This is a genomic window from Variovorax sp. PBL-H6 (assembly GCF_901827155.1).
GTDB lineage: Bacteria > Pseudomonadota > Gammaproteobacteria > Burkholderiales > Burkholderiaceae_C > Variovorax.
In genome coordinates this window covers 1,495,602-1,517,143 of the sequence record NZ_LR594659.1, presented here as the reverse complement: position 1 = coordinate 1,517,143, position 21,542 = coordinate 1,495,602, and the positions used below count along the sequence as shown (strand labels likewise).

The following is a 21,542-nucleotide window of genomic DNA, read 5'->3' as shown; positions in this document are numbered from 1 at the left end:
GGGAGCGGCCCTGCGGCTCATAGCTGCGTGATCCTGAGTTCGTTGGAGGCGCTGTACAGGTCGATGACCCGGCAGTCGCTGCACATCTTGAGGCGCTCCAGCGCCTCGCCCTGGAACATCGCGTGGCCGACCAGCTTGCCGAGCATGGCCTCGATGGCCTTCTGCGTGCCGAAGGGCTTGTCGCAGCGGATGCAGCGCCATGGCTTCGCTTCGTTGAGGACCACCGGGTGGCTGCGCTCGGGCGCCACGAGCAGCCGCGGCACGAGCGAGATCGCGTCCTCGGGGCAGGTGCTTGCGCACAGGCCGCACTGCACGCAGTTTTTCTCGATAAAGCGAAGCTGCGGCGCGTTGGGGTTGTCCTGCAGTGCACTCGCGGGGCAGGCGCTCACGCAAGCCAGGCACATCGTGCACTTGTTCTTGTCGATGTCGAGGGCGCCGTAGGGCGAGGCCGCGGGCAGCGCGATGGCGAGCGGCGCGTCGCGGCCGGTCTTCATCGCAGGCGCGGCATCGACGAGGTGGTCGAGCGCGAGTTCGAGGGTGCTGCGCTTCTCGGCACCGATCGCGAAGCGCGCAGGCGCCGCAGGGCGTTGCGGATGCGCTTCGCACAGTTGCGCCAGCGCCTGGTCCAGCGCCGCGGGCTGGCCCGCCTCGATCAGCCGGAAATGCGTGCCGGTATAGCCCAGGCCCGCGAGCACGGCCTGCGCGACGTCCATTTGCGCGCGCAGCGCATCGATGTACGCAGGCGCCTCCTCGCCGGTCGCCAGCACCGCCACCTGCGAGGCGCCGAAGGCGACGGCGCTCAGCCACAGGTCGATGCCGGTGCTCGCCGCGTGCCAGAGCCCGACCGGAATCACCTGGGCCGGGACGCCCTGCGCGCGGCCGAGCCGCGCCTCGCGGCCCAGCTGCTCGATCAGGACCTGGCCGCCTTCGCGGCCGTGCAGCAGCAGAACCGCATCGCGCCCACCCGCCAACGCATAGGTGGACAGCAGCGTGCGCAGCCGGGTCCCCTGATCGGGCGCATGCGGATAGGCGTAGGCCAGCGCGCCCGTCGGGCACACGGTGGTACAGGCGCCGCAGCCAACGCAAAGGTTCGGATTGACGACGATGCGCTGGCGCGCCTTGTCGCTGCTCACCGCATGGGCCGAGCAGACGTCGATGCAGGCGTTGCAGCCCACTTGCTCGTTGCGGCTGTGGGCGCAGAGCTTCTGTCGGTAGTCGAAGAACTTGGGCTTCTCGAACTCGCCCACGAGTTCGCGCAGTTGCAGCAAGGTCGAAGGCGTCTGCACATTCGCCAGGCCGCCGCGCAGGTGAAAGTAGCCTTGAGGCGGCGCGTGCCAGTCGATGAGCGGCGTCTCACCCAGGTCGAGTACCAGGTCGAAGCCGACTTCGACGGCCTCGGCCGGGCGGCTGAAGTCGATGGCGCCGGCCACGGTGCAGGCGCGCTCGCAATCGCGGTGCGACCGGCACTTCTCGTTGTCGATCTGGTAGTCCAGCCCGATCGCCTGCTCGGGACAGGCCACGAGGCAGGCATTGCAGCGGGTGCACAGGTCGAGGTCGATCGCGTTGTCGCGTGTCCAGCGCAGCTGGAAGGCGCCGAGCCACCCGACGAGCGCATCGAGGCGGCCGGAAATGACGGGCCAGCGGCGCTCCTGCAGACCGCCTGCGTTGCCGGGGCCGCGCGAGAAGATCGTGATCTCCAGCGTGTCCGCCAGCAGCGCGGCAATGCGCTCCGCCTCGTCGAGCGCACCGACCACCAGCACCCGTCCCTGGCTCTTGTAGCTGACCACGCCGACCGGCTCAGGCTCCGGCAGGCGCGCCTGCGCGAGCAGCGCCGCAATCTTGGGGCTGGCACCCGCCGCATCGCGGCTCCAGCCGCCGGTCTCGCGGATGTTGACGAACCGGATCGGCGATTCGGCGCCGGGCGTTTGCTGCGCAAGCTCGCCGAACAGCCGCTTTTCCTGTGTGCAGGCCACGACCACGTCATCGCCGGACTGGATCGCGCGCTGGAAGGCCGGCGCCTCGCGGCGGCACAGCGCGGAATGGAGGGGCAGTGTTTCAGCCAGCGCCGCGCCGAGGGTCTTCGGCTCGAGCGGCATCGTCTTGTTGCAGTCGCAGATCAGCGTGGTGGTCATCGGCTTCTTGGCGTGCCGGCTGCGCATCGGCGGCAACCGGCTGGCTGGGAACGGGGTCGGTGGTGGTCGACTGTGCCACGTCCGGCGGGGCGTCGCCCTCAGGGTTTTTGTCGGGCTGTTCGTCGAACAGCTTCATGAACTTCGCGCTCGCCATCTGGCGCAGGACGTTCTCCGGCACGGGGGTCGAAACGGAATAGTCGTCGATGTAAGTGTCGAGGCCATCCATGACATTGAAATGCGGAGCGGCGAACAGCTTCTTGAGCGCGGCGTTCTTGACCTCGGGCGCGACGTTGCTGGCGAGGAAGGGCTTGAAGTCGGAATCCGAGGTCAGGGCTTCAGTGTCCGCCAGCGTCGGAGGCGGTATTTCTCCCTCCCGTTCCGGCAAAGGGTTGGGCTGGGGGGGCGCAGCCTCGGCAACCGGCGCAGCCTCCGCAGGCAGCACCACTTCCTCCGGCACCTCCCCTTCCCTCACCTGCTGCTTGCGCCGTGACCAGCGCTCGAAAAATCCCTCAGACATCGCCCGCTCCGCGCCCGCGCTTCTTCTCCGTCGACACGCTGGCCGCGTTGCCGAATCGGTCCACGAGCGGCCTGAAGCTCTGCGGCCGCTGGCGGCGCTTGGGCTCGGCCACGTGATGCTCGTCGACCCAGGTGCGCAGCCATTCCACCACCTCGGGCGGCGCCGGCACTTGCTCGACGTTCTCCTGCGCATCCAGCCAGCGGCCGGCTTCGTTGTAGCTCAGGGTCACCACCACCGGCCGGGCGATCGGCTCGGGCGCCACGGTGGCTTCTTCCTCGAGGCGCCACAGCACGAACCATCCGGGCGCGGGTGTCGTCGCGTTGAGTTCGTATCCTTCGGTGTCATCGCGAAACAATTCGACCTTGAAGCCGGGGTGCAGCCAGCGCTGCACCTCGTCGTCCTGCTGCAGCAGGCGCGGCGCACTGCCGAAGCCGGGTTCGTCGGGCACCACGCCCTCGAGCATCCAGCGCCAGGGCTGCCAGTGGCTGGAGGGCCCGTGCAGCCGCTCGCGCCGCATCACGACCGCGACTTCCAGCGAGGGGCGCGCGCCGGGGTCGATGTTGGGATCGGAGGACGGGTTCATGCGCCCGACGATAGCCGAATGCGGCACGTGGAGATATCGGGCATTGCACAGGCGCCGCCTGGCTCATGGCAGTGGGCTGCACTCGGGACCGGCAGCGGCGAGCGGCTGGAGCGAGAGGGGTCGCAGGAAGACGCTGCCGCGCTTGGTTCGCACCGGAAAGTCGAGCGCCTCCAACGCCGCGTACTCGCGTTGCCGCGCCGCGGCGATGCGGTCCCCGGGGACGCGATCGAGCGCCGGGTGGCAAAGCAGCACATCGCCGCTGCGGCAGTTGCCGATCCAGTCGGCCAGGCGTTCCCGGTAGGCCTCCAAGCTGCCGTCAAATCCGTAGACGCCGAGCAATCTGCGGCTGACAGGAATGCGGTGCTCGGCCGCGAGCGCGATCATCCGCCGGCCGCCGAGCGCGAAGATGGCGTCGGCCTTGGTCGGCGTCCAGCCGCCGTGTGTCGCCGGGGCCGTGCTGCGGATCCAGGGTGCGGCCGCCGTACCGTATCTGGATGCGATCTCCTCCACCAGAACCTCTCTCACCACCGGGAGCTGGTGCACATGCCGGTGTCCGTCGACAAAGGCCGGCGGGCGCCCCAGCGCGTCCTCGAACCGGGCCAGCTGCTCGCGGACATCGTCCCGCACCGCACCGGGACGCAGCAGGCCCAGGTAGCTGGCAGCAAGGAGATTGCGAAGCGGCGGCTCGGCTGGCGAATCCGAAGGCGGCCGCCCCACTTCGAGGTGCAGGCCGAACTCCGCGCCGTGTGACGGGTCGATGGCACGCAGCGCTCGCGATCCCGCCGCCCACGCGCCGCGCAGCACCATGCAGGATGCCGCGCAGATCCGGCTGCGGCCCAGCAGCGCGAGCACGGCGGCGTTGACGCCCTCGCTCATGCCGAAGTCGTCCGCGCAGATGCAGAGGAATCGGTCCCCGTCGACCGTCATGGAGACGCGGGCCTCGCCGGCTGCTGCAGGCAATCCTCCCCCGCCGCCGCGCTGCCATCGAATCGCCAGACGGCGGTGTCCCCGTTGACCGCGACGAGGTGGGCCTTGGCAAGCCACGGCAGCACTGCCGGCGCGCTCGAGCTGCCGATCAGCCAGCTCGCCTGCGGCACACACAGGGTTTCTCTCACGTTCCCCAGATCGACCAGAAGGGCCGCGCTGCGCGCAGGGTCGAAGCGGCCGGCCTCGTAGAGCTCCCGACGCCAGTCATCGCGCTGCGCCACGGCTTGCGAATGCCATTCGGCCAGCACCAGCGCAGGCCGCTGCAGCTCCCAATAGAAGGGCAGCTCGTAGTAATAGGCACCGAGCATCAGCACCTGGTCCGAGGGCCCTACCGCTTCGCCAGGCGGAAGCCGCAGGCGGTCGCCCGCAGGCGCGGGCTGCGCGGCCATCCACACGAGGCCAGCGATGCACAGGGCGGCGGCCACGATGGCGGTCGGGCGCAGTGCCACGGGCCCGCGGGGAGAGCCCAGTGCCGCCCGCGCAATCAGGTATGCCAGGGGCGGCAGCGCCGGGAGGACGTAGCCGACAAGCTTCGAACTCGGCACCGAGAAGAAGAAAAGAACTCCCAGGCACCAGATGACCATGAGCCAATCAAGTTCGGAGCGGGGCGCCTGCGTGCCGCTCGCCGGCCGAACGGCAGCGGCCAGCCACACGATCCAGGGCAGCGTGAGTAGCGCGACCACCGGCAGGTAGAACCAGAAGGGATGAGCTCCATTGAAGCCCGAGCTCGTGAAGCGACGGAAATGCTGCGTCACGATGAAGTAGTCGAGGAACCCCGGATGGCGCAGTTCTACCGCCACGAACCAGGGAACGGCGATCGCCAGCAGCAGCACCCAGCCAGGCAGCCACACCATCAGCGCGGCGAGCCGGGGCCGTCGGATCAGTGCACACCAGCCGAGAAAAATGAGCCCGGGCAGCACCAGGCCGATCAGGCCTTTGGCCAGCACACCCAGCGCGGCGAAAGCGTAGGCCCCCGCCAAGGCTGCGCGCCATGCGCCGCCGTTCATCTTCGACAGCGCCGCATGGGACGCGAACAGCAGCGTGGCCGCGATGCAGCCTGCCACCAGCATGTCCAGGTTGGCGAACTGCGCCCCGACGTAGAAAAAGGGCATGGTGACCAGCACCACCGTGGCCAGGGCGGCGCGGCCCGGGTCGGCCCAGCGGCGCAGGAACAGGAAAAGGCCGCCCGCCGCCAGCGTCGCCCCGATCATCGAGGGCAGCCGCGCCGGCCATTCGGAGACACCCAGCGCGCCCATCGCGGCCGCGCTGATCCAGTAGAACAGGGGCGGCTTGTGAAAGAAGGGCAGCCCATCGAGGCGCGGCACGACCCAGTCGCCGGAGCGCAGCATCGCCAGGGCCACGCCGACGTAGCGGCCTTCGTCCGGCGACATCAAGGGACGCAGCCACGCAGTCGCGGCGAGCCAGGCGAACAGGCACACCAGCGCCACGCCGGCCCGTGCCGGTCCGAACATGCCGGGCAAACCCTTCATGGCTGCGGCGCGTCCAGGCCGTGGCCGAGAACCTTCCTCACCACGTAGAGCGGACGGCCCTTCACCTCCACGAAGATGCGCGCGACGTACTCCCCGACGATGCCGGTGGAGATCATCTGGATGCCGATGAAGAACATCAGGCTCACCACGATCGTGGTCCAGCCCGACACCGGGTTGCCCACCAGAATGTGCTCCAGGATCAGGTAGATCCCGTAGACCAGGGCCGGCAGCGCCAGCAGCAGCCCCACGATGCTGACGATGCGCAATGGCCAGGTGGTGAAAGAGGTCAGCCCGTCGATGGCGAGACTGAGCAGGCGCGCGGTGTTGAAGCTGCTCTCGCCCTGGCCCCTCGGGCTCGGGGTGTAGGGCAGCGCCACTGCCCTGAAGCCGACCCACGCGTACAGGCCCTTCATGAAGCGCGTGCGTTCCGGCAAGCTCATCAGGGCGTCGACCACCCTGCGGTCCATCAGGCGGAAGTCGCCCGCGTCCTCGGGCAGCTCGAAGCGCTGCGAGGCGTTTACCAGCTTGTAGAACAGGCGCGTGCCCAGGCGCTTGAACGCGTGCTCGTCGGTCCGCTCTTGCCGTACCGTGTAGACCACCTCGGCGCCCTCCTGCCAATGCCGCACCATTTCCGCGATCAGCGCGGGCGAATGCTGCAGGTCGCCGTCGAGAAGCACGACCGCATCACCGCGGGCAGCCTGCAGGCCAGCGGTGAGCGCGGCCTCCTTGCCGAAATTGCGCGACAGGCTGATGCAGCGGAAGCCCGAGAGCTGACACCAGGGCTCGGCCGCGGCCACGGTGTTGTCGGTACTGCCGTCGTCGACCACGATGATCTCCCAACGAAGTTGTGTGGACCACAGGGTCTCCTCCAGGCTCGACAGCAGTGCGTTGAGGTTCGGGCCCTCGTTGTAGCAGGGGATGACGCAGGAGATGCCGCGCCGTGCCGATGCGGGAGCGCTCGGGTGTGAATCAAGCGTCAGCTCGGGTGCGGGCGCTGGCGCGGATGCCGCGACGAGAGGGGCGCGGCCTGCGAGGCCGACAGATTCACGCGGTATGGCCTGAGAGCGGTTCATGAGGTTGCGCTCCATGCGAATGCGCTGCCAACGGCCGCCAGCCGCGGGCGGGCTTGAGGAAGCCCGCAGCCATGCCCGAAATGGAAGAAGGTCGAGTGACTTTCATACCGGAAGGCACCCAGGCCGCGCAATCTGTCGCATGGCCGAAACTCTAGGCGGGCGTTGTGAAGCCAAGCTGAACATCGTCTTCAGCTTTGCGACCCGGCTGCCGGCGCGCGGCGGGCCTCAGCGAGGCGCGCTTACCGCTCCTGTCCCGTATCCCGCCGCGGCCATCGGCATTCCGCCGGGCAGCACTTGCACGGCGCAGTACTTGAACTCGGGGATCTTGCCCAGCGGATCGAGGGCCGCGTTGGTCATCAGGTTGGCTGCGGCCTCGTAGTACGCGAAAGGCACGAAGACCGTCCCCTTCGGCGTGCCGTCGTCGCGCCGCACGTGAATCGCGACCTCGCCGCGGCGCGAGCGAATGGTGATCACGTCGCCGGCCTGCAGGCCCAGTGCGTCGAGGTCGCCCTGGTTCATCGAGGCCGTGGCCATGGGTTCCAGCGCGTCGAGCACTGTCGCGCGACGCGTCATGCTGCCGGTGTGCCAGTGCTCCAGCTGGCGGCCCGTGATCAGCACGAACGGGTATTGCACGTCGGGCCGCTCGTCGGCCGGGATGATGTCGGCCGGGACCAGCTTCACGCGGCCGTCCGCGGTCGGGAAGGTGTCGATGAAGACGGTCGGCTGGCCCGGGTCGTCGGCGCTCAGGCAGGGGTAGGTCACGCTGGACTCGCGCTGCAGACGCTCCCAGCTGATGCCGCTGATGGCAGCGTGCATGGCCTGGCGCATTTCCTCGTAGACGGCGGCCACGCCGGATTCTTCGCCCTCGTAGTTCCACGACAGGCCCATGCGTTGCGCGATCTGCTGGATGATCCAGAGGTCGGGCTTCGCATCGCCCGGCGGATTCAGCGCCCGCTTGCCCAACTGCACCATGCGGTCGGTATTGCTCACCGTGCCGGTCTTCTCGGGCCACGCGCTCGCGGGCAGCACCACGTCGGCCAGCCACGCGGTCTCTGTCATGAAGATGTCCTGCACCACCAGGTGCTCCAGGCTCGCGAGCGCATGGCGGGCGTGGTTGAGGTCCGGGTCGCTCATCGCGGGGTTCTCGCCCATGATGTACATGCCGCGGATCTTGTGCGGGTCGCTATCGGGCGCCAGTGCCTTGTGCATGATCTCGACGACCGTGTAGCCGGGCTTCTCGTCGAGCGGCATGCCCCAGAAGTTCTCGAACCATGCATGCGCACCGGGCTCGTCGACGCGCTGGTAGTTGGGGAACATCATCGGAATCAGCCCGGCATCGCTCGCGCCCTGCACGTTGTTCTGGCCGCGCAGCGGGTGCAGGCCCGAGCCGGGCTTGCCGATCTGGCCGGTGACGGTGACCAGCGCAATCAGGCAGCGCGCGTTGTCGGTGCCGTGCACGTGCTGGCTGATGCCCATGCCCCACAGCACCATCGCGCCCTTGGCTGTGGCGAAGGCGCGCGCGACCTCGCGCAGCGTCTCGGCCGGAATGCCGCAGATCGGCGCCATGGCCTCGGGGCTGTAGCCCTTCACGTTCTCGCGCAGCGCCTCGAAGTTGCTGGCGCGATCGCGCACGAAGGCCTCGTCGACCAGGCCCTCGTCGATGACGGCGTGGATCAGCGCATTGAGCATGGCCACGTCGGTGTCGGCCTTGAACTGCAGGGTGCGCCACGCATGCCTGCCGATGTCGGTGACGCGCGGGTCGGCCAGCACGATCTTCGCGCCGCGCTTGGCTGCGTTCTTCATCCAGGTCGCGGCCACCGGGTGATTGGCGGTCGGGTTGGAGCCGATGACGAAGATCAGGTCCGCATGCTCCACGTCGTTGACCTGGTTGCTCACCGCGCCCGAGCCCACGCCTTCGAGCAGGGCCGCGACGCTGGAGGCATGGCACAGGCGCGTGCAGTGGTCGACGTTGTTGCTGCGAAAGCCGGTGCGCACCAGCTTCTGGAACAGGTAGGCCTCCTCGTTGCTGCCTTTGGCGGAGCCGAAGCCAGCCAGGGCCTTGTTGCCATGCGTGTCCCGCAGGTCCTTGAGCTTGCCGGCCGCGAGTTCGAGGGCCTCTTCCCAGCTGGCCTCGCGGAAGACGTCGTGCCAGTCCCCGGGGCGCGGGGCGTCGTCGAAGCCCTTGGGCACGCCGGGCTTGCGGATCAGGGGCTGGGTGAGGCGCTGCGGATGGTGCGCGTAGTCGAAGCCGAAGCGGCCCTTGACGCAGAGCCGGCCATGGTTGGCCGGGCCATCGCGGCCGTCGACGCTGACGATCTTCTCGTCCTTGATGTTGTAGGTGATCAGGCAACCCACGCCGCAGAAGGGGCAGACCGAATCGACCTGGCGATCGACCTGCTGCGAGCCGATATGGCTCTTGGGCATGAGGGCGCCCGTGGGGCAGGCCTGCACGCATTCGCCGCAGGCCACGCAGGTGCTGTCGCCCATCGGGTCGTCGAAGTCGAAGACGATCTTCGAGTTGGCCCCTCGCAGCGCGTAGCCGATGACGTCGTTGACCTGCTCCTCCCGGCAGGCGCGCACGCAGCGGTTGCACTGGATGCAGGCGTCGAGATTGACGGCCATGGCGGGGTGGGAGTTGTCGGCGGCGGGCTGTTCCCGCCGCAGGGCCTTGAGGGCCGGGCGGACCTGGACGCCGAGGCGCTGCGCCCAGTCGCTGAGCTCGCCGTGCTGGCCGACCGATTGGCCCTCACCCCCGCCCTCTCCCGCAAGCGGGAGAGGGCTGCGGGCCTCCGCCACGCCCGCATCGATCCACTTGTAGCCCGCATCGGGCATGTCGGACAGCAGCATCTCGACCACCATTCGCTGGCTCTTCAAGGCCCGCTCGCTCGTCGCCTGGACCTCCATGCCGGCGGTCACATGGCGGCAGCAGCTCGGCGCCAGCACGCGCTCGCCCTTCAACTCCACCACGCAGGAGCGGCAATTTCCATCCGGCCGCATCCCTTCCTTGTAGCAAAGCCGCGGGATCTCGACCCCATGCCGCTCGGCAGCCTGGAGGATGCTCTCGCCCTCGAAGGCCTGGACGGCCCGCCCGTCGAGCGTGAACTCGACCGTCTGGGGCATCAGTTCGTTCAGCTTGGCGGGCGCGTTCATTCGATCTCCTGCGGAAAGTACTTCTGGATGCAGCGGATCGGGTTGGGCGCCGCCTGGCCGAGCCCGCAGATCGACGCATCGCCCATGACCTGCGCCAGATCCTCCAGCAGGGCCTGGTCCCACACCGGGGCCTCCATCAGCGCCGCGGCCTTGGCCGTGCCGACACGGCACGGCGTGCATTGGCCGCAGCTCTCATGCTCGAAGAAGCGCATCACGTTGCGGGCCGCGTCGCGCGCCTTGTCGTGCTGGCTCAGCACCATCACCGCGGCAGAGCCGATGAAGCAGCCGTAGGGCTGCAGGGTGTCGAAGTCCAGCGGGATGTCGTTCATGCGCGCGGGCAGGATGCCGCCGGAGGCGCCGCCGGGCAGGTAGGCGTAGAGCTGGTGGCCGTCGAGCATGCCGCCGCAGTACTCGTCGATCAGTTCCTGCACCGTGATGCCCGCGGGCGCGAGCTTGACGCCGGGCTGCTTCACCCGCCCGCTCACGCTGAAGCTGCGCAGCCCCTTGCGCCCGTGGCGGCCGAAGCCGCTGAACCATTGGGGGCCACGCTGCACGATGTCGCGCACCCAGTAGAGGGTCTCGAAGTTGTGCTCCAGCGTGGGCCGGCCGAACAGGCCAACCTGCGCGATGTAGGGCGGGCGCATGCGGGGCTCGCCGCGCTTGCCCTCGATGCTCTCGATCATTGCAGACTCTTCGCCGCAGATGTAGGCGCCGGCGCCGCGCCTGAGCTCGATGCGCGGCAGCTCGCAGGGCGGATCGGCCTGGAGCCTGGCCAGCTCGGCTTGCAGCAACGCGCGGCAGTCGTGGTATTCGTCGCGCAGGTAGACGTAGCAGGCTTCGGTGCCCACCACCTGCGCCGCGATCAGCAGGCCCTCGAGGAAACGGTGCGGATCGCGCTCGAGGTAGGCGCGGTCCTTGAAGGTGCCGGGCTCGCCCTCGTCGATGTTGACGGCCATCAGCCGCGGCGCGGGCTGCTCGCGCACGATGCGCCACTTGCGCCCCGCCGGAAAGCCCGCACCACCGAGACCGCGCAGGCCGGAGTCTTCCATCGCCTGGATCACGGCTTCGGTGTCCTGCTCGCCGTTGACCAGGGCCGCCGCCAGCGCGTAGCCGCCGTTGGCGCGGTAGGTGCCGTAGTCGGTGAAGGGCGGCAGCGTCTGCACCGCATCGAGCGGCGGCGTCACGCTTTTTTCAGCAAAGGCGGAGGGCACGAAATGCCCGGTCTCGCGCGCCGGGGGCGCCGATTCCAGTGCCTGGAGGATCTTTTCAGGGGTCGCCATCGGCACTGCGCGGTGGTGCACCGCGGCGGCCGGCGCCTGCTCGCAGCGGCCGATGCAAGGCGCCGCGATCACGCGCACGTCGTCACGGCCCGCCGAGCCCAGCAGGGCGGGCAGGCGGGCGAGCAGGTCCTGCGCCCCGGCCAGCTCGCAAGCCAGGCCATCGCACACGCGAATCGTGAGGCCGGGTGCCTGTTCGTCGCCGCGCAGGATCTCGAAGTGGTGGTAGAAGGTCGCGACCTCGTAGACCTCGGCCATCGGAATGTTCGTGAGCGAGGCCAGCGCCACCAGATGCCGGTCGTGCAGGCCGAGGCAGGCATCGTTGAGCCGGTGCAGGTGCTCGATCAGCAGGTCGCGCCGCCAGCCTGCGTCAGGCTTCGGGCCGATGAGTTCACGCACTTCACGCAGCGCCTCGGCCTCGGGCTGACGCCCCTTGAGCTTGCTCTTGCGCCGGATGCGCTCGCGCAGCTGGTCGGGGGTGGCGAGAGGAATCGCCTGGATCTCGTTCTGGGTGCCTGGGTGGTTCATTGCCTCGGCCGTCGACGGCGGAATGCCGCGGCTGCACTGTGGAGCGCCCCGCGACGCTTGGCAAATTGAATCCACACATCGGGTGATTCAATTTGGAAATGAAGGCCACCAGCGGTGGGCGGCCCAAGCGGCCTTTCCGGGTTATCCTGACCCGGATGGGGCACCAGGCTCCGCAGGAGACGTCATGCACTTTCCATCGATAGTGGCCGCTGCCGCGCTGCTGGCTCTCGCGCAGTCGAGCTTTGCCCAGAACCAGATGCTCGACGCGCTCAAGGACAAGCTGGGCGGAGCGAACTCGGGGTCGGAGGCGAGCGCCGCGGGCAATGCGGGCGGAACCGGAGCCGCAGGAGCCGCGCTCGCCAAGAGCCTGGGCATTTCCATGCCCGCCATTGGCGCAAGCAGCATGGGCAATGCAGCCGGTGTGCTGCAGTACTGCATCAAGAACAACTACCTGAGCAGTGACGCGGCCGGCGGCATCAAGGACAAGTTGCTCGGCATGGTCACGGGCAACAAGGCGCAGCAGACCGGATTCGCCAACGGGAGCAAGGGGCTGCTGCAAGGCAGCGACGGTACTTCGCTCAATCTCAAGAGCGTGGGCGCAAAGCTGAAGACGCGGGCCTGCGACTACGTGCTCGACAACGCGAAATCGCTCGTCTAGCCGGGTTTCAGGCTGCCGGGGAAGGGGCGCCGACGGACGCGCCGAGCGAGCCGCTGTGTGCTGCGACCTCGGCGCGCCAGGCCGGCTCCTGCAGCATGGCCAGCGCGGCCTCCAGCGCGCGCGAGGGCCGCACGGCCGTCTGCGTCATGAAGCCGATCGGCGTGCGCACTTCCGGCGCCACCAACGGCAGCGCTTCGAGCGTGCCCCGGCCTCGCACCGCGTCCACCATGGCGCCGGGCAGCACTGCGCAGACCTCGCCCGACATGACGCTGAGCGCGAGCGTCAGCACCGAATTGGTTTCGATGGCCGGAGAGACCTTGGCGCCCGCTGCCGCAAAGGCCTGGTCGATGATGGCGCGGTTGTGCATTTCGGGCGTGAGCAGGCACAGCGGCAGGCGCGCCGCCTCGGCCCAGCCCATGGGCGAGCCGATTCGCAGCGCCGCGGCCTCGGCCTCCGGGCTGCGGCGCAGCAGGAAGTAGTGCTCGATGCTCTGCGGCCAGGCCGTGAGCTTGACCTCGCGCAGGTGCATGCGCTCGGTGTAGCCGAGCGCGATGTCGAGCGACAGATTCTCCAGCCCGGTCTCGAGCTCGAGCGAGCTCATCGACAGCACGGTCGGCGCGATGCCCGGATGCCGCGCCTGCAGCCGTGCCGCGAAGCGCGCGAGCACGGGGATGGCGGTCGGCACGGCGGCCATGCGCAGGCCGCCGCGCGGGTGCGCCTCCTCGCTCTTGAGCAACTGCTGCAGCACCTCGTTCTCGTGCAGCATGCGGTGCGCCGCGTCCAACACGGCCTCGCCCTCGTGCGTGAGGCCGGCATAGGTGCGCCCGCGCTTGACGATCACGACCCCGAACTCGGACTCCAGCGCGCGCAGCGCGTTCGACAGCGCCGGCTGGGTGATGTAGCAGGCCTGCGCGGCGCGGCCGAAATGACGATGCTCGCTCAGCGCGACCAGGTAGCGCATCGAGGCGAGCAGGTTCATGCAGGCAAGGTCACGTGTTCTTGCTGACGGTGATGGTGGGGAACTTCGCGGAGAAATCCTTGGCCTTCTCGGCAATGCCCACCGCGACCCGGCGGGCGACCGCCTTGTAGATGCCCGCCACTTCGCCATCGGGATCGGCCACCACCGTCGGCTTGCCGCTGTCGGCCTGGAGGCGGATGTTGATGTCCAGCGGCAGCGCGCCGAGGTAGGCCATGTCGTATTGCTCGGCCATCTTCTTGCCGCCCTCGGCCCCGAAGATGTGCTCGACGTGGCCACAGTTGGAGCACACGTGCACCGCCATGTTCTCCACGATGCCAAGGATGGGCACGCCCACCTTCTCGAACATCTTGATGCCCTTCCTGGCGTCGAGCAGCGCGATGTCCTGCGGCGTGGTGACGATCACCGCGCCGGTCATCGGCACGCGCTGCGACAACGTGAGCTGGATGTCGCCGGTGCCGGGCGGCATGTCGACGATCAGATAATCGAGTTCCTTCCAGTTGGTCTGGCGCAGGAGCTGCTCCAGCGCCTGGGTGGCCATCGGGCCGCGCCAGATCATGGCCTCGTCCTGGTCGACCAGGAAGCCGATGGACATCACCTGCACGCCGTGGTTCTCCAGCGGCTCCATGGTCTTGCCGTCCTCGCTCTCGGGCCGGCGGGAGATGCCCAGCATCATCGGCTGGCTGGGACCGTAGATGTCTGCATCGAGGAGGCCGACGCTGGCCCCCTCGGCTGCCAGCGCAAGCGCGAGGTTGGCGGCGGTGGTGCTCTTGCCCACCCCGCCTTTGCCCGAGGCCACGGCGATGATGTTCTTGACGTTGGGCATCAGCTGCACGCCGCGCTGCACCGCATGGCTGATCACCTTGGTCACGATGTTGGCCGAGACGTTCTCGACACCCGGCACGGACTTCGCCGCCGCGACCAAGGCCTTGCGCAGCGCGGGGACCTGGCTCTTGGCGGGGTAGCCGAGCTCGATGTCGAAGGAGACATCGCCCTCGTGGATCTGGAGGTTCTTCAGCGACTTGGTGCTGACGAAGTCCTTGCCCGTGTTGGGGTCGAGGACGGTCTTGAGCGCTTCGGCGAGCGCCTGGGGTGTAACGGTCATGGGGGCTCCTGATGGCGGGTAGTCTAGTGCGGTGCCGAGGGGACGCCCGCCTGCCGCGGGTTCACCCTACAGGGCAGCGCGGGCACCCAGGCGCTGGTCGAAGAGCCAGGGCCGGAGCTTGGTCGCCGTGAGCTTGCCGGCGTCCGGGTGCCTTGGATTCACAAGGATGTTGGATTCCTCGGGAACGATGACCGACGGGACAAGGAGCAGTGCCGACGCCGCGCCGGACAGCCACGTGTCGCCCGCCTCGACGGAGACCCTGCCCTCGGGGATGGCGCTCCAGCCGACGGGCAAGGTGCCGGGCGACAGCGCCTGGCGCCCGACCCAGACTTCGTCGGGCACGTCGATCCTGACCAGGAAGCGGTTCAGGGGGAAGCCGGACAGGTTCAGATGCACCACGGTTTCGAGGCAGGCCAGCGCCACGGAGCTGGCCGCGTAGAGCACCGGGCTGCCGGCCCGATTCCAGCGGCCGCCGGTCTTCTCGGCGCCCTTGCCGCTCATGTCGTCGGCGGTGTACTCCCGGGTATCGGCCGCAATGCGCCAGACGGATGTCACGAATACGCACCGGAAACGGCGCGGTCCAGCAGGTTGGACACGATGGCCTGGCCCTCGGCAGTGTCCATGAGCTCGCCCGGCGTACGCCCCCCGAGCGCGCCCACGGGCTGGGCCAGCCACTGGCCGACCCATTGGGCCGCATTGAAGCCGGCCGGCTCACCCGACTCGTCGATGATGGCCTGGGCCTGGCCCACCAGGCGGGCAATGCCGAGGACGCGCGAGGACTCGTCCCTGGACAGGGCCTTTCCGTCCTTGAGCTTCCGATCGATCGTGGCCCGGGGCAGGCCCAGCGTCTGGTAGAGGCTGTCCTTGCTGACGCCCATGGCCTTGGCCACGGTCACAGCCATCTGCGCCGGCACGCCGGCCTTGACGAGCTCGACGCGCTCCAGCGGAGCGTAGCGAAACATCGCCTCGAAATACTTGCGGCCGCTGTTGCTGCTCGCGGCAAAAGCCGAGGCTTGCCTCTCCTTGGCGCGCGCCACGGTGGGCTTGGCGGTATCGCTGTAGCGAAACAGCGATTGCGGGCCTGGTTTTGCTGCACCGGTCGATTTTTTCGAAGTCATGTTTTGCTCCATTGAGCAGAAATTATGGCTCAAATGGTCGACATCGCGGCCCCGCGCTCCGCCGCGTGTGCGCCGGTCTTCTTCTCACCGAGGTCGCCCACACGCTCCACACCTCCCAGCCAGGCGTGAGCCGGCAGATCCGCGAACTCGAGGAAGAACTCGGCATCGAGCTCTTCGTGCGTGCCGGCAAGCGCCTGACCGGGCTCACCGAACCCGGCGGCCATGTGTTGCCGATCATCGACGATGGCGTCGGGGGCCGGTGTGCCCGGCGAGGCCTGAGGGTCCATTTGGACGCTCCCCGACCGCTCGACGCACGAAGTGCGATGGGTGCGCAGGCACTGCTTGGCAGCTGCCGCGAGCTTGTTCTCGTCTGATTCGGCCGGGTCAGCGTTCGCGGGCCTTCTTGCCATCCGGCCGAACACCGCTAGGCACGAATGTCACTCCATGATGGGTCAAATAGTCGCGAATCAGGCGCCTCACCACTTGAGAAGGCGTCACGTCCTGTTGCGCGCAGAGCGCCTCGAAGGCCTGCTTCTTGGCCGGATCAATCAGGACTGTAAGGCGAGCAGTCTTGAGCTCCATGATGGCTCCAAATATGTTAATTGTATGTACATACAAGTCAATCCAGAGCTTCTTGAATCGCATGGCATTCATATACTATGTGCTGCGGGTACCTATTGCATTGCCATGCTGAGGAACCATGGAGCTCAAAACTGCGCGCCAGACTCTGCCCATCGCCCCTCATAGGAAGGAAGCCTTCGAGCGGCTTCGCGCGCTGCAGGATCGGCCGGCGTCGCAGATGCCGCGACAGCTGCCCCGAGACGTCGCGCACGGCGGTGCCTGAGTCATGAGCGGCCTGCCTCCCGTCGCGCAATGGATCCATCTCGACTGGATCCTCGTTGTGACGATGGGCTGGCTGATCGTGGGGACCATCGGGATCTTCGCCCTGCATCGATTCGGCCTGGTGTCCCAGGTGCTCTTCCCCATCGGAGGACTATCGGGGTTGGCGCTCTTCGGGTTGGCCCTGGACGCACTGCTCGGTCGCCCCGAGGTCGCCGTGTTGCCCATCGGACTGCCGGCACTGCCCTTCCATCTCCGCCTGGACAGCCTGTCGGCCTATTTCCTGATGGTGACCGGCGGCGCGTCAGCCGGCATCTCCGTGTTTGCGGCCGGATATTTTCGCAAGGGCGAAGGCACGCCACCCGGCCTGCTGTGCCTGGAGTACCACGTCTTTCTGGTCAGCATGGTGGGCGTGATCCTTGCCGACGACGCCTATTCGTTCATGGTGATGTGGGAGACGATGGCGCTGTCCTCGTTCTTCCTGGTAACCGCGAACCACCGCATGGCCGAGGTGCGCAGCGCGGGCTATCTCTACATCACGATGGCGAGAATCGGCGCAATCGCCGTCCTGCTGTGCTTTGGCGTGCTGCAGGCCAACACGGGCGACTACACCTTTGCCAACATGCGTGCCCAGGCCTTGTCTCCATTCTGGGCCTCCGCCGGTTTCTTGCTCGCCTTGTTCGGCTTCGGCGCCAAGGCCGGCATCCTGCCACTGCATGTGTGGCTGCCAGAGGCGCACCCCGCGGCGCCGTCCCCCGTCTCGGCCATGATGAGCGGGGTCATGCTGAACACCGCCGTCTACGGCCTGTTGCGCGTGTCTTTCGATCTGCTGCATGCGCACCAGTGGTGGTGGGGCGGCCTGCTGCTGGCGGCCGGCCTGGCGACCGCCCTGTTCGGCGTGGTCTTCGCGGCAGTGCAGACGGATATGAAACGGCTGCTCGCCTATTCGTCGATCGAGAACATGGGCCTGTTGTTCGTCGGCATGGGCTTGACCTTGATTTTTTCGGCTTACGACATGAAGCCGATGGCAGCGCTCGCATTGACGGCCGCCCTCTATCACGTCGCGGGCCACGCCTTCTTCAAGAGCCTGCTCTTCCTCGGGACTGGCTGTGTGCTTCATGCCACTTCCGAGCGAAGCCTCGGCAAGCTGGGAGGCCTGATCCGAACGATGCCCTGGGTGACCTGGCTCACGCTGCTGGGCGTCTTGACCAGTGCGGGCCTGCCGCCGCTGGGGGGCTTCGTGTCCGAATGGCTGCTGCTGCAGAGTTTCCTCTTCACGGCGGGGCTGCCGGTGCCCTTGTTGACCATGCTGATTCCGGTCGTGGCCGCGCTCATCGCCCTGGTAGCCGCGCTGGCCGGCTACACCATGGTCAAGTTCTTCGGCGTGATTTTCCTCGGACAGCCGCGAGAGGAAAAGCTCGCCCAGGCCCACGATGCGGGCCGCTGGGAGCGCACCGGCATGGTGTGGCTGGCACTTGGCTGCATCGCGCTGGGACTGCTGCCGGCCCAGTTCATTCAATTGATCGATCCGGTGACGCAGCAGCTTGTCGGATCGGGTCTAGCCGCCCAGGTGGCAGCCAACGGCTGGCTGTTGGCGCCGAACGGTCTCGCGCAGGCCAGCTACGGGCCCGCGATCTTCTTGCTCGGCATCCTGGGAAGTTTTGCGCTCGCCTTCCTGCTCGTGCGGAAGCTTTACCACGGTCGCGTGCGTCGCGGCCTCCCCTGGGCCTGCGGCTTCCCGTGGGGAACGGCACGCATGCAGGACACCGCCGAAGGGTTCGGACAGCCAATCCGCCAGATCTTCGAACCCTTCTTCCTGATGCGACGCGATCTGCCCACGCCCTTCGATACAAGGCCGCGCTATCGCGTCACTGTGGAGGATCACTTCTGGCGCTGGCTCTACGTACCGGTCGCCGATCTGGCGGCGTACCTCGCGCAACTGATCGGCGTCATGCAGCAAGGGCGGATCTCGGTGTACCTGCTGTACAGCTTCCTGACGCTCGTGGCCACGTTGCTCGTGGTGATGCGATGAGGTCGCCATGAGCTTCGCCGCCTTCCTGTCGCAGTTGCTCGAGATCGTCATCGCGATCGGGTTGGCCCCCCTGCTGACCGGCTGGGTCAACCTGTGGCGTGCGTGGCTCCAGAACAAGACAGCGCCCAGCCTCTGGCAGCCCTACCGGATGCTGCACAAGCTGTTCAACAAGGAGTCGATGCTTGCCGACCACGCATCGCGACTGTTTCGCGTCACGCCCTATGTGATGTTCGGCTGCATGGTCCTGGCCTGCGCCATCATCCCCACGCTGTCGACCGATCTGCCGTTGGCGCCGGCGGCCGATGCGATCGCACTGGTCGGCCTGTTCGCCCTGGCACGGGTGTTCATATCGCTGGCCGCCATGGACATCGGCACTGCGTTCGGCACCATGGGGGCACGGCGCGAGATGCTGATCGGCTTTCTTGCCGAGCCTGCGCTGTTGATGGTGCTGTTCTCGGCTTCGCTGATTTCCAAGTCGACATCGCTCACCACCATTGTCGAGACGCTGACGCAGCGTGAACTGGCCATCTATCCCGGCATGGCCTTCGCCGGGGTCGCGTTCACGATGGTGTCGCTGGCCGAGAACGCGCGCGTACCAGTGGACAACCCGGCCACGCACCTCGAGCTGACGATGATTCACGAGGCGCTCATCCTCGAGTACTCGGGCCGCCACTTGGCGCTGATCGAATGGGCCGCCAGCCTGAAGCTCTTCGCCTATTCATGCATCGGCCTGGCCCTGTTCCTGCCTTGGGGCATTGCGCAGGCCCAGGCCCCGCTGGAGATGCTGCTGGCCCTGCCCGTATTGGCTGCCAAGCTCGCCGTGGGCGGCTTTCTTCTTGCGGTGCTGGAGACGGCAAGCGCCAAGATGCGCATCTTCCGCGTGCCCGAGTTCCTGGCCACGGCCTTCCTGCTCGCGGTGATCGGCATGCTGGTTCACCTGCTCCTCGATCGGTGACATGAGCAGCAGCATCCTGACCCAACTCGTCAACCTGCTCGGCGCAGTGCTGCTGATGATCGCGTTCGCGATGATCTCGCAACGGCGCATCCTCACCCTGATCCATCTGTTCACGATGCAGGGTGCGACACTGGCGCTGGCGACCGCCGTGGTCGGCTATGCGACCGACCAGCACCACCTGTACCTGTCGGCCGGGCTGACCGTGGTCCTCAAGGTGCTGTTGATCCCGTACCTGCTGCACCGGGTGATCGATCGTCTCGACATCCGCTGGGACGTCGAAACGCTGATCAACATCCCGACCACGATGCTGATCGGCATCGGGGTCGTGATCTTCGCGTTCAATCTGGCGATACCCATTTCCCAGCTGTCGTCGGCGCTGGCCAGCGGCACGCTGGGCATTGCGCTGGCCTGCGTGCTGCTGTCGTTCCTGATGATGATCGCGCGCGCGAAGGCGGTTCCGCAGGTGATCGGCTTCCTCGCGATGGAGAACGGCCTGTTCTTTGCCGCCACGTCGGCCACCTACGGCATGCCGATGGTGGTCGAGTTCGGTATCGCGCTGGACGTTCTGATCGGTGTGCTGATCCTGGGCGTCTTCATGTTCCAGATTCGCGAGCAGTTCGACAGCCTGGACATCCGCCATCTCGAGAAACTGAAGGAAGACTGAGTTGCTTGCATTGGCTTTCCTTCTCGCAACGCCGCTGGCCGGCGGGCTGGTGCTGGCGCTGGTCGGCCAGCGCGACAACGCACGAGACGTCAACGTCGCGTTCAGCCTGGGCACGTTCGTCGCCGCCTGCGTGCTCACGGCGCAGATCGTCGAAAGCGGGCCGATGCTGGCCTGGGACCGAGAGTTCTACATCGACCCGCTGAATGTCTTTCTCGTCACGCTGACCGCGTTCGTCGGCCTGACCACGTCCATCTTCTCGCGCCCCTACATGCGCGTCGAGCGCGACCACGGCAAGATGACGCCGCCGCGCCTGCGCCTGTACCACAGCATGTACCAGCTGTTCAGCTTCACGATGCTGCTGGCATTGACGACCAACAACATGGGGATCGTCTGGGTCGCGATGGAGGCTGCCACCTTGACCACCGTGCTGCTGGTCAGTGTCTATCGCACTGCGGCCAGCCTGGAGGCCGCATGGAAATACTTCATCCTGTGCGGCGTGGGCATCGCCCAGGCGTTGTTCGGGACAGTGCTGCTGTACATGGCCGCCGAGAAGGTGATCGGCCCGGAGGGCGGCGCCTTGCTCTGGACCAACCTCGACGCGATGAAGGATCAGCTCGACCCGAACATCATCACGCTGGCCTTTGCGTTCCTGTTCATCGGCTACGGCACCAAGGTCGGCCTGGTGCCGGTCCACAACTGGCTGCCCGACGCGCACGCCGAGGGGCCGACGCCGGTATCCGCCGTGCTGTCGGGCCTGCTGCTGAACGTCGCGCTCTACGCGATCCTGCGCTGCAAGGTCCTGACCGACGGCGCGCTGCACTACCCGCTCGCCGGACGGCTGATGATGGGTTTCGGCCTGCTGTCCGTCGTCGCGGCAGTGTTCTTCCTGATTCGGCAGAAGGACGTAAAGCGCATGTTCGCCTACTCGTCGATCGAGCACATGGGAATGATGACCTTCGCATTCGGCATGGGGGGGCCGATTGCCAACTATGCCGGGCTGCTGCACATGACGGTGCATTCGCTGGTCAAGTCCGCGATCTTCTTTGCCGTCGGCCACGCCACGCAGAAGGCCGGCACCCAGCTCATGGAGAACATCCGCGGGCTCATCAAGGTCAGCCCGACGGTTGCCTGGGGTCTGATGCTCGGATCGCTTGCCATCCTGGGCATGCCCCCGTTCGGCGTCTTCGCCAGCGAGTTCCTGATCGTCACGACGGCGATGCGCGAGCAACCCTGGGCAACCCCGTTGCTGCTGATCGCATTGGGTTTGGCGTTCGCGTCCGTCTTCAGCCGCGTCCAGCCGATGGTGTTTGGCGAGACCAACGTGAAGCCCTTGGCGCATCCGCCGGCCCTGATTCCGGTGTTCACGCACCTGGCGCTTGGCCTGATGCTCGGCGTCTACATCCCGCCCTACCTCAATGCCTGGTACGTCCAGGCGGCCGCGATGCTGGGGAAGTGAT

The 21,542-nt window shown here is 67.4% G+C and carries 19 protein-coding genes and 1 pseudogene; 7 read left to right on the top strand and 13 right to left on the bottom strand.

Translation table 11 applies throughout. The features are described 5' to 3' along the window. Positions 1-17 precede the first annotated feature (17 nt). From G3W89_RS07200 to G3W89_RS07165, 8 genes are all read right to left on the bottom strand, one after another. On the bottom strand, positions 18-2,096 hold the full coding sequence (locus G3W89_RS07200) for a 4Fe-4S dicluster domain-containing protein (protein WP_162577368.1): 2,079 nt from the start codon (positions 2,094-2,096) through the stop codon (positions 18-20). Then, positions 2,056-2,649, bottom strand: a complete 594-nt coding sequence (locus tag G3W89_RS07195) for a DUF3306 domain-containing protein (RefSeq protein WP_162573443.1) — start codon at positions 2,647-2,649, stop codon at positions 2,056-2,058. The genes G3W89_RS07200 and G3W89_RS07195 overlap by 41 nt, the downstream gene beginning before the upstream one ends. After that, positions 2,642-3,232 carry a DUF3305 domain-containing protein gene (locus G3W89_RS07190; protein WP_162577369.1) on the bottom strand — a complete coding sequence of 197 codons (591 nt, stop codon included), beginning with the start codon at positions 3,230-3,232 and terminating at the stop codon, positions 2,642-2,644. Before G3W89_RS07190 ends, G3W89_RS07195 begins: the two co-directional genes overlap by 8 nt. A gap of 63 nt (positions 3,233-3,295) precedes the next feature. After that, positions 3,296-4,192, bottom strand: a complete 897-nt coding sequence (locus G3W89_RS07185) for a ChbG/HpnK family deacetylase (protein ID WP_162573442.1) — start codon at positions 4,190-4,192, stop codon at positions 3,296-3,298. Next, on the bottom strand, positions 4,156-5,709 hold the full coding sequence (locus G3W89_RS07180) for a glycosyltransferase family 39 protein (RefSeq protein WP_162573441.1): 1,554 nt from the start codon (positions 5,707-5,709) through the stop codon (positions 4,156-4,158). The genes G3W89_RS07185 and G3W89_RS07180 overlap by 37 nt, the downstream gene beginning before the upstream one ends. Continuing rightward, the gene (locus G3W89_RS07175) at positions 5,706-6,782 is read right to left on the bottom strand and encodes a glycosyltransferase family 2 protein (RefSeq protein WP_162573440.1); all 1,077 of its coding nucleotides are present in this window, start codon (positions 6,780-6,782) and stop codon (positions 5,706-5,708) included. The genes G3W89_RS07180 and G3W89_RS07175 overlap by 4 nt, the downstream gene beginning before the upstream one ends. A gap of 225 nt (positions 6,783-7,007) precedes the next feature. Continuing rightward, complete coding sequence (fdhF, locus tag G3W89_RS07170; RefSeq protein ID WP_162573439.1) at positions 7,008-9,932, bottom strand: formate dehydrogenase subunit alpha; 2,925 nt, start codon at positions 9,930-9,932, stop codon at positions 7,008-7,010. Continuing rightward, positions 9,929-11,737, bottom strand: coding sequence for an NADH-ubiquinone oxidoreductase-F iron-sulfur binding region domain-containing protein (locus G3W89_RS07165; protein ID WP_162573438.1), 1,809 nt, complete (start codon positions 11,735-11,737; stop codon positions 9,929-9,931). The genes fdhF and G3W89_RS07165 overlap by 4 nt, the downstream gene beginning before the upstream one ends. Before the next feature lie 184 nt (positions 11,738-11,921). Here G3W89_RS07165 and G3W89_RS07160 point away from each other — a divergent pair, with 184 nt between their 5' ends. Then, positions 11,922-12,395 (top strand): DUF2501 domain-containing protein, encoded by a 474-nt coding sequence (locus G3W89_RS07160; protein ID WP_162573437.1) that lies wholly within the window; start codon positions 11,922-11,924, stop codon positions 12,393-12,395. A gap of 7 nt (positions 12,396-12,402) precedes the next feature. On the opposite strand, the gene G3W89_RS07155 is transcribed toward G3W89_RS07160, so the two are convergent. From G3W89_RS07155 to parS, 4 genes are all read right to left on the bottom strand, one after another. After that, entirely contained in the window at positions 12,403-13,374 is a 972-nt protein-coding gene (locus G3W89_RS07155) for a LysR family transcriptional regulator (protein ID WP_162573436.1), read from the bottom strand. 10 nt (positions 13,375-13,384) lie between these two features. After that, on the bottom strand, positions 13,385-14,476 hold the full coding sequence (gene apbC, locus G3W89_RS07150; protein WP_162573435.1) for an iron-sulfur cluster carrier protein ApbC: 1,092 nt from the start codon (positions 14,474-14,476) through the stop codon (positions 13,385-13,387). Positions 14,477-14,542: 66 nt separating this feature from the next. Next, positions 14,543-15,031, bottom strand: a complete 489-nt coding sequence (locus tag G3W89_RS07145; protein WP_162573434.1) for an RES family NAD+ phosphorylase — start codon at positions 15,029-15,031, stop codon at positions 14,543-14,545. Beyond that, entirely contained in the window at positions 15,028-15,594 is a 567-nt protein-coding gene (parS, locus tag G3W89_RS07140; protein WP_232076383.1) for a type II RES/Xre toxin-antitoxin system antitoxin, read from the bottom strand. The genes G3W89_RS07145 and parS overlap by 4 nt, the downstream gene beginning before the upstream one ends. A gap of 65 nt (positions 15,595-15,659) precedes the next feature. On the opposite strand from parS, the pseudogene G3W89_RS07135 reads away from it, so the two are divergent. Next, positions 15,660-15,836 (top strand): annotated as a pseudogene (locus G3W89_RS07135) (LysR family transcriptional regulator); the annotation flags it as partial. A gap of 142 nt (positions 15,837-15,978) precedes the next feature. Here G3W89_RS07135 and G3W89_RS07130 read toward each other — a convergent pair. Next, entirely contained in the window at positions 15,979-16,176 is a 198-nt protein-coding gene (locus G3W89_RS07130; protein ID WP_162573433.1) for a CopG family transcriptional regulator, read from the bottom strand. A 118-nt stretch (positions 16,177-16,294) separates the two neighbouring features. Here G3W89_RS07130 and G3W89_RS33210 point away from each other — a divergent pair, with 118 nt between their 5' ends. Genes G3W89_RS33210 through G3W89_RS07110 form a run of 5 tightly spaced genes read left to right on the top strand, consistent with a single transcriptional unit; the run spans position 16,295 to position 21,541 of the window. Next, complete coding sequence (locus G3W89_RS33210) at positions 16,295-16,438, top strand: hypothetical protein (RefSeq protein WP_232076381.1); 144 nt, start codon at positions 16,295-16,297, stop codon at positions 16,436-16,438. Between the two features lie 3 nt (positions 16,439-16,441). Further along, complete coding sequence (gene hyfB, locus G3W89_RS07125; RefSeq protein ID WP_162573432.1) at positions 16,442-18,466, top strand: hydrogenase 4 subunit B; 2,025 nt, start codon at positions 16,442-16,444, stop codon at positions 18,464-18,466. Positions 18,467-18,473: 7 nt separating this feature from the next. Then, complete coding sequence (locus tag G3W89_RS07120) at positions 18,474-19,421, top strand: respiratory chain complex I subunit 1 family protein (protein WP_162573431.1); 948 nt, start codon at positions 18,474-18,476, stop codon at positions 19,419-19,421. 1 nt (position 19,422) lies between these two features. Beyond that, a complete protein-coding gene (locus G3W89_RS07115) occupies positions 19,423-20,085 on the top strand; it encodes a formate hydrogenlyase (protein WP_162573430.1) in 663 nt (220 codons plus the stop codon). Between the two features lies 1 nt (position 20,086). Continuing rightward, a complete protein-coding gene (locus G3W89_RS07110) occupies positions 20,087-21,541 on the top strand; it encodes a hydrogenase 4 subunit F (RefSeq protein ID WP_162573429.1) in 1,455 nt (484 codons plus the stop codon). Position 21,542: the final 1 nt, after the last annotated feature.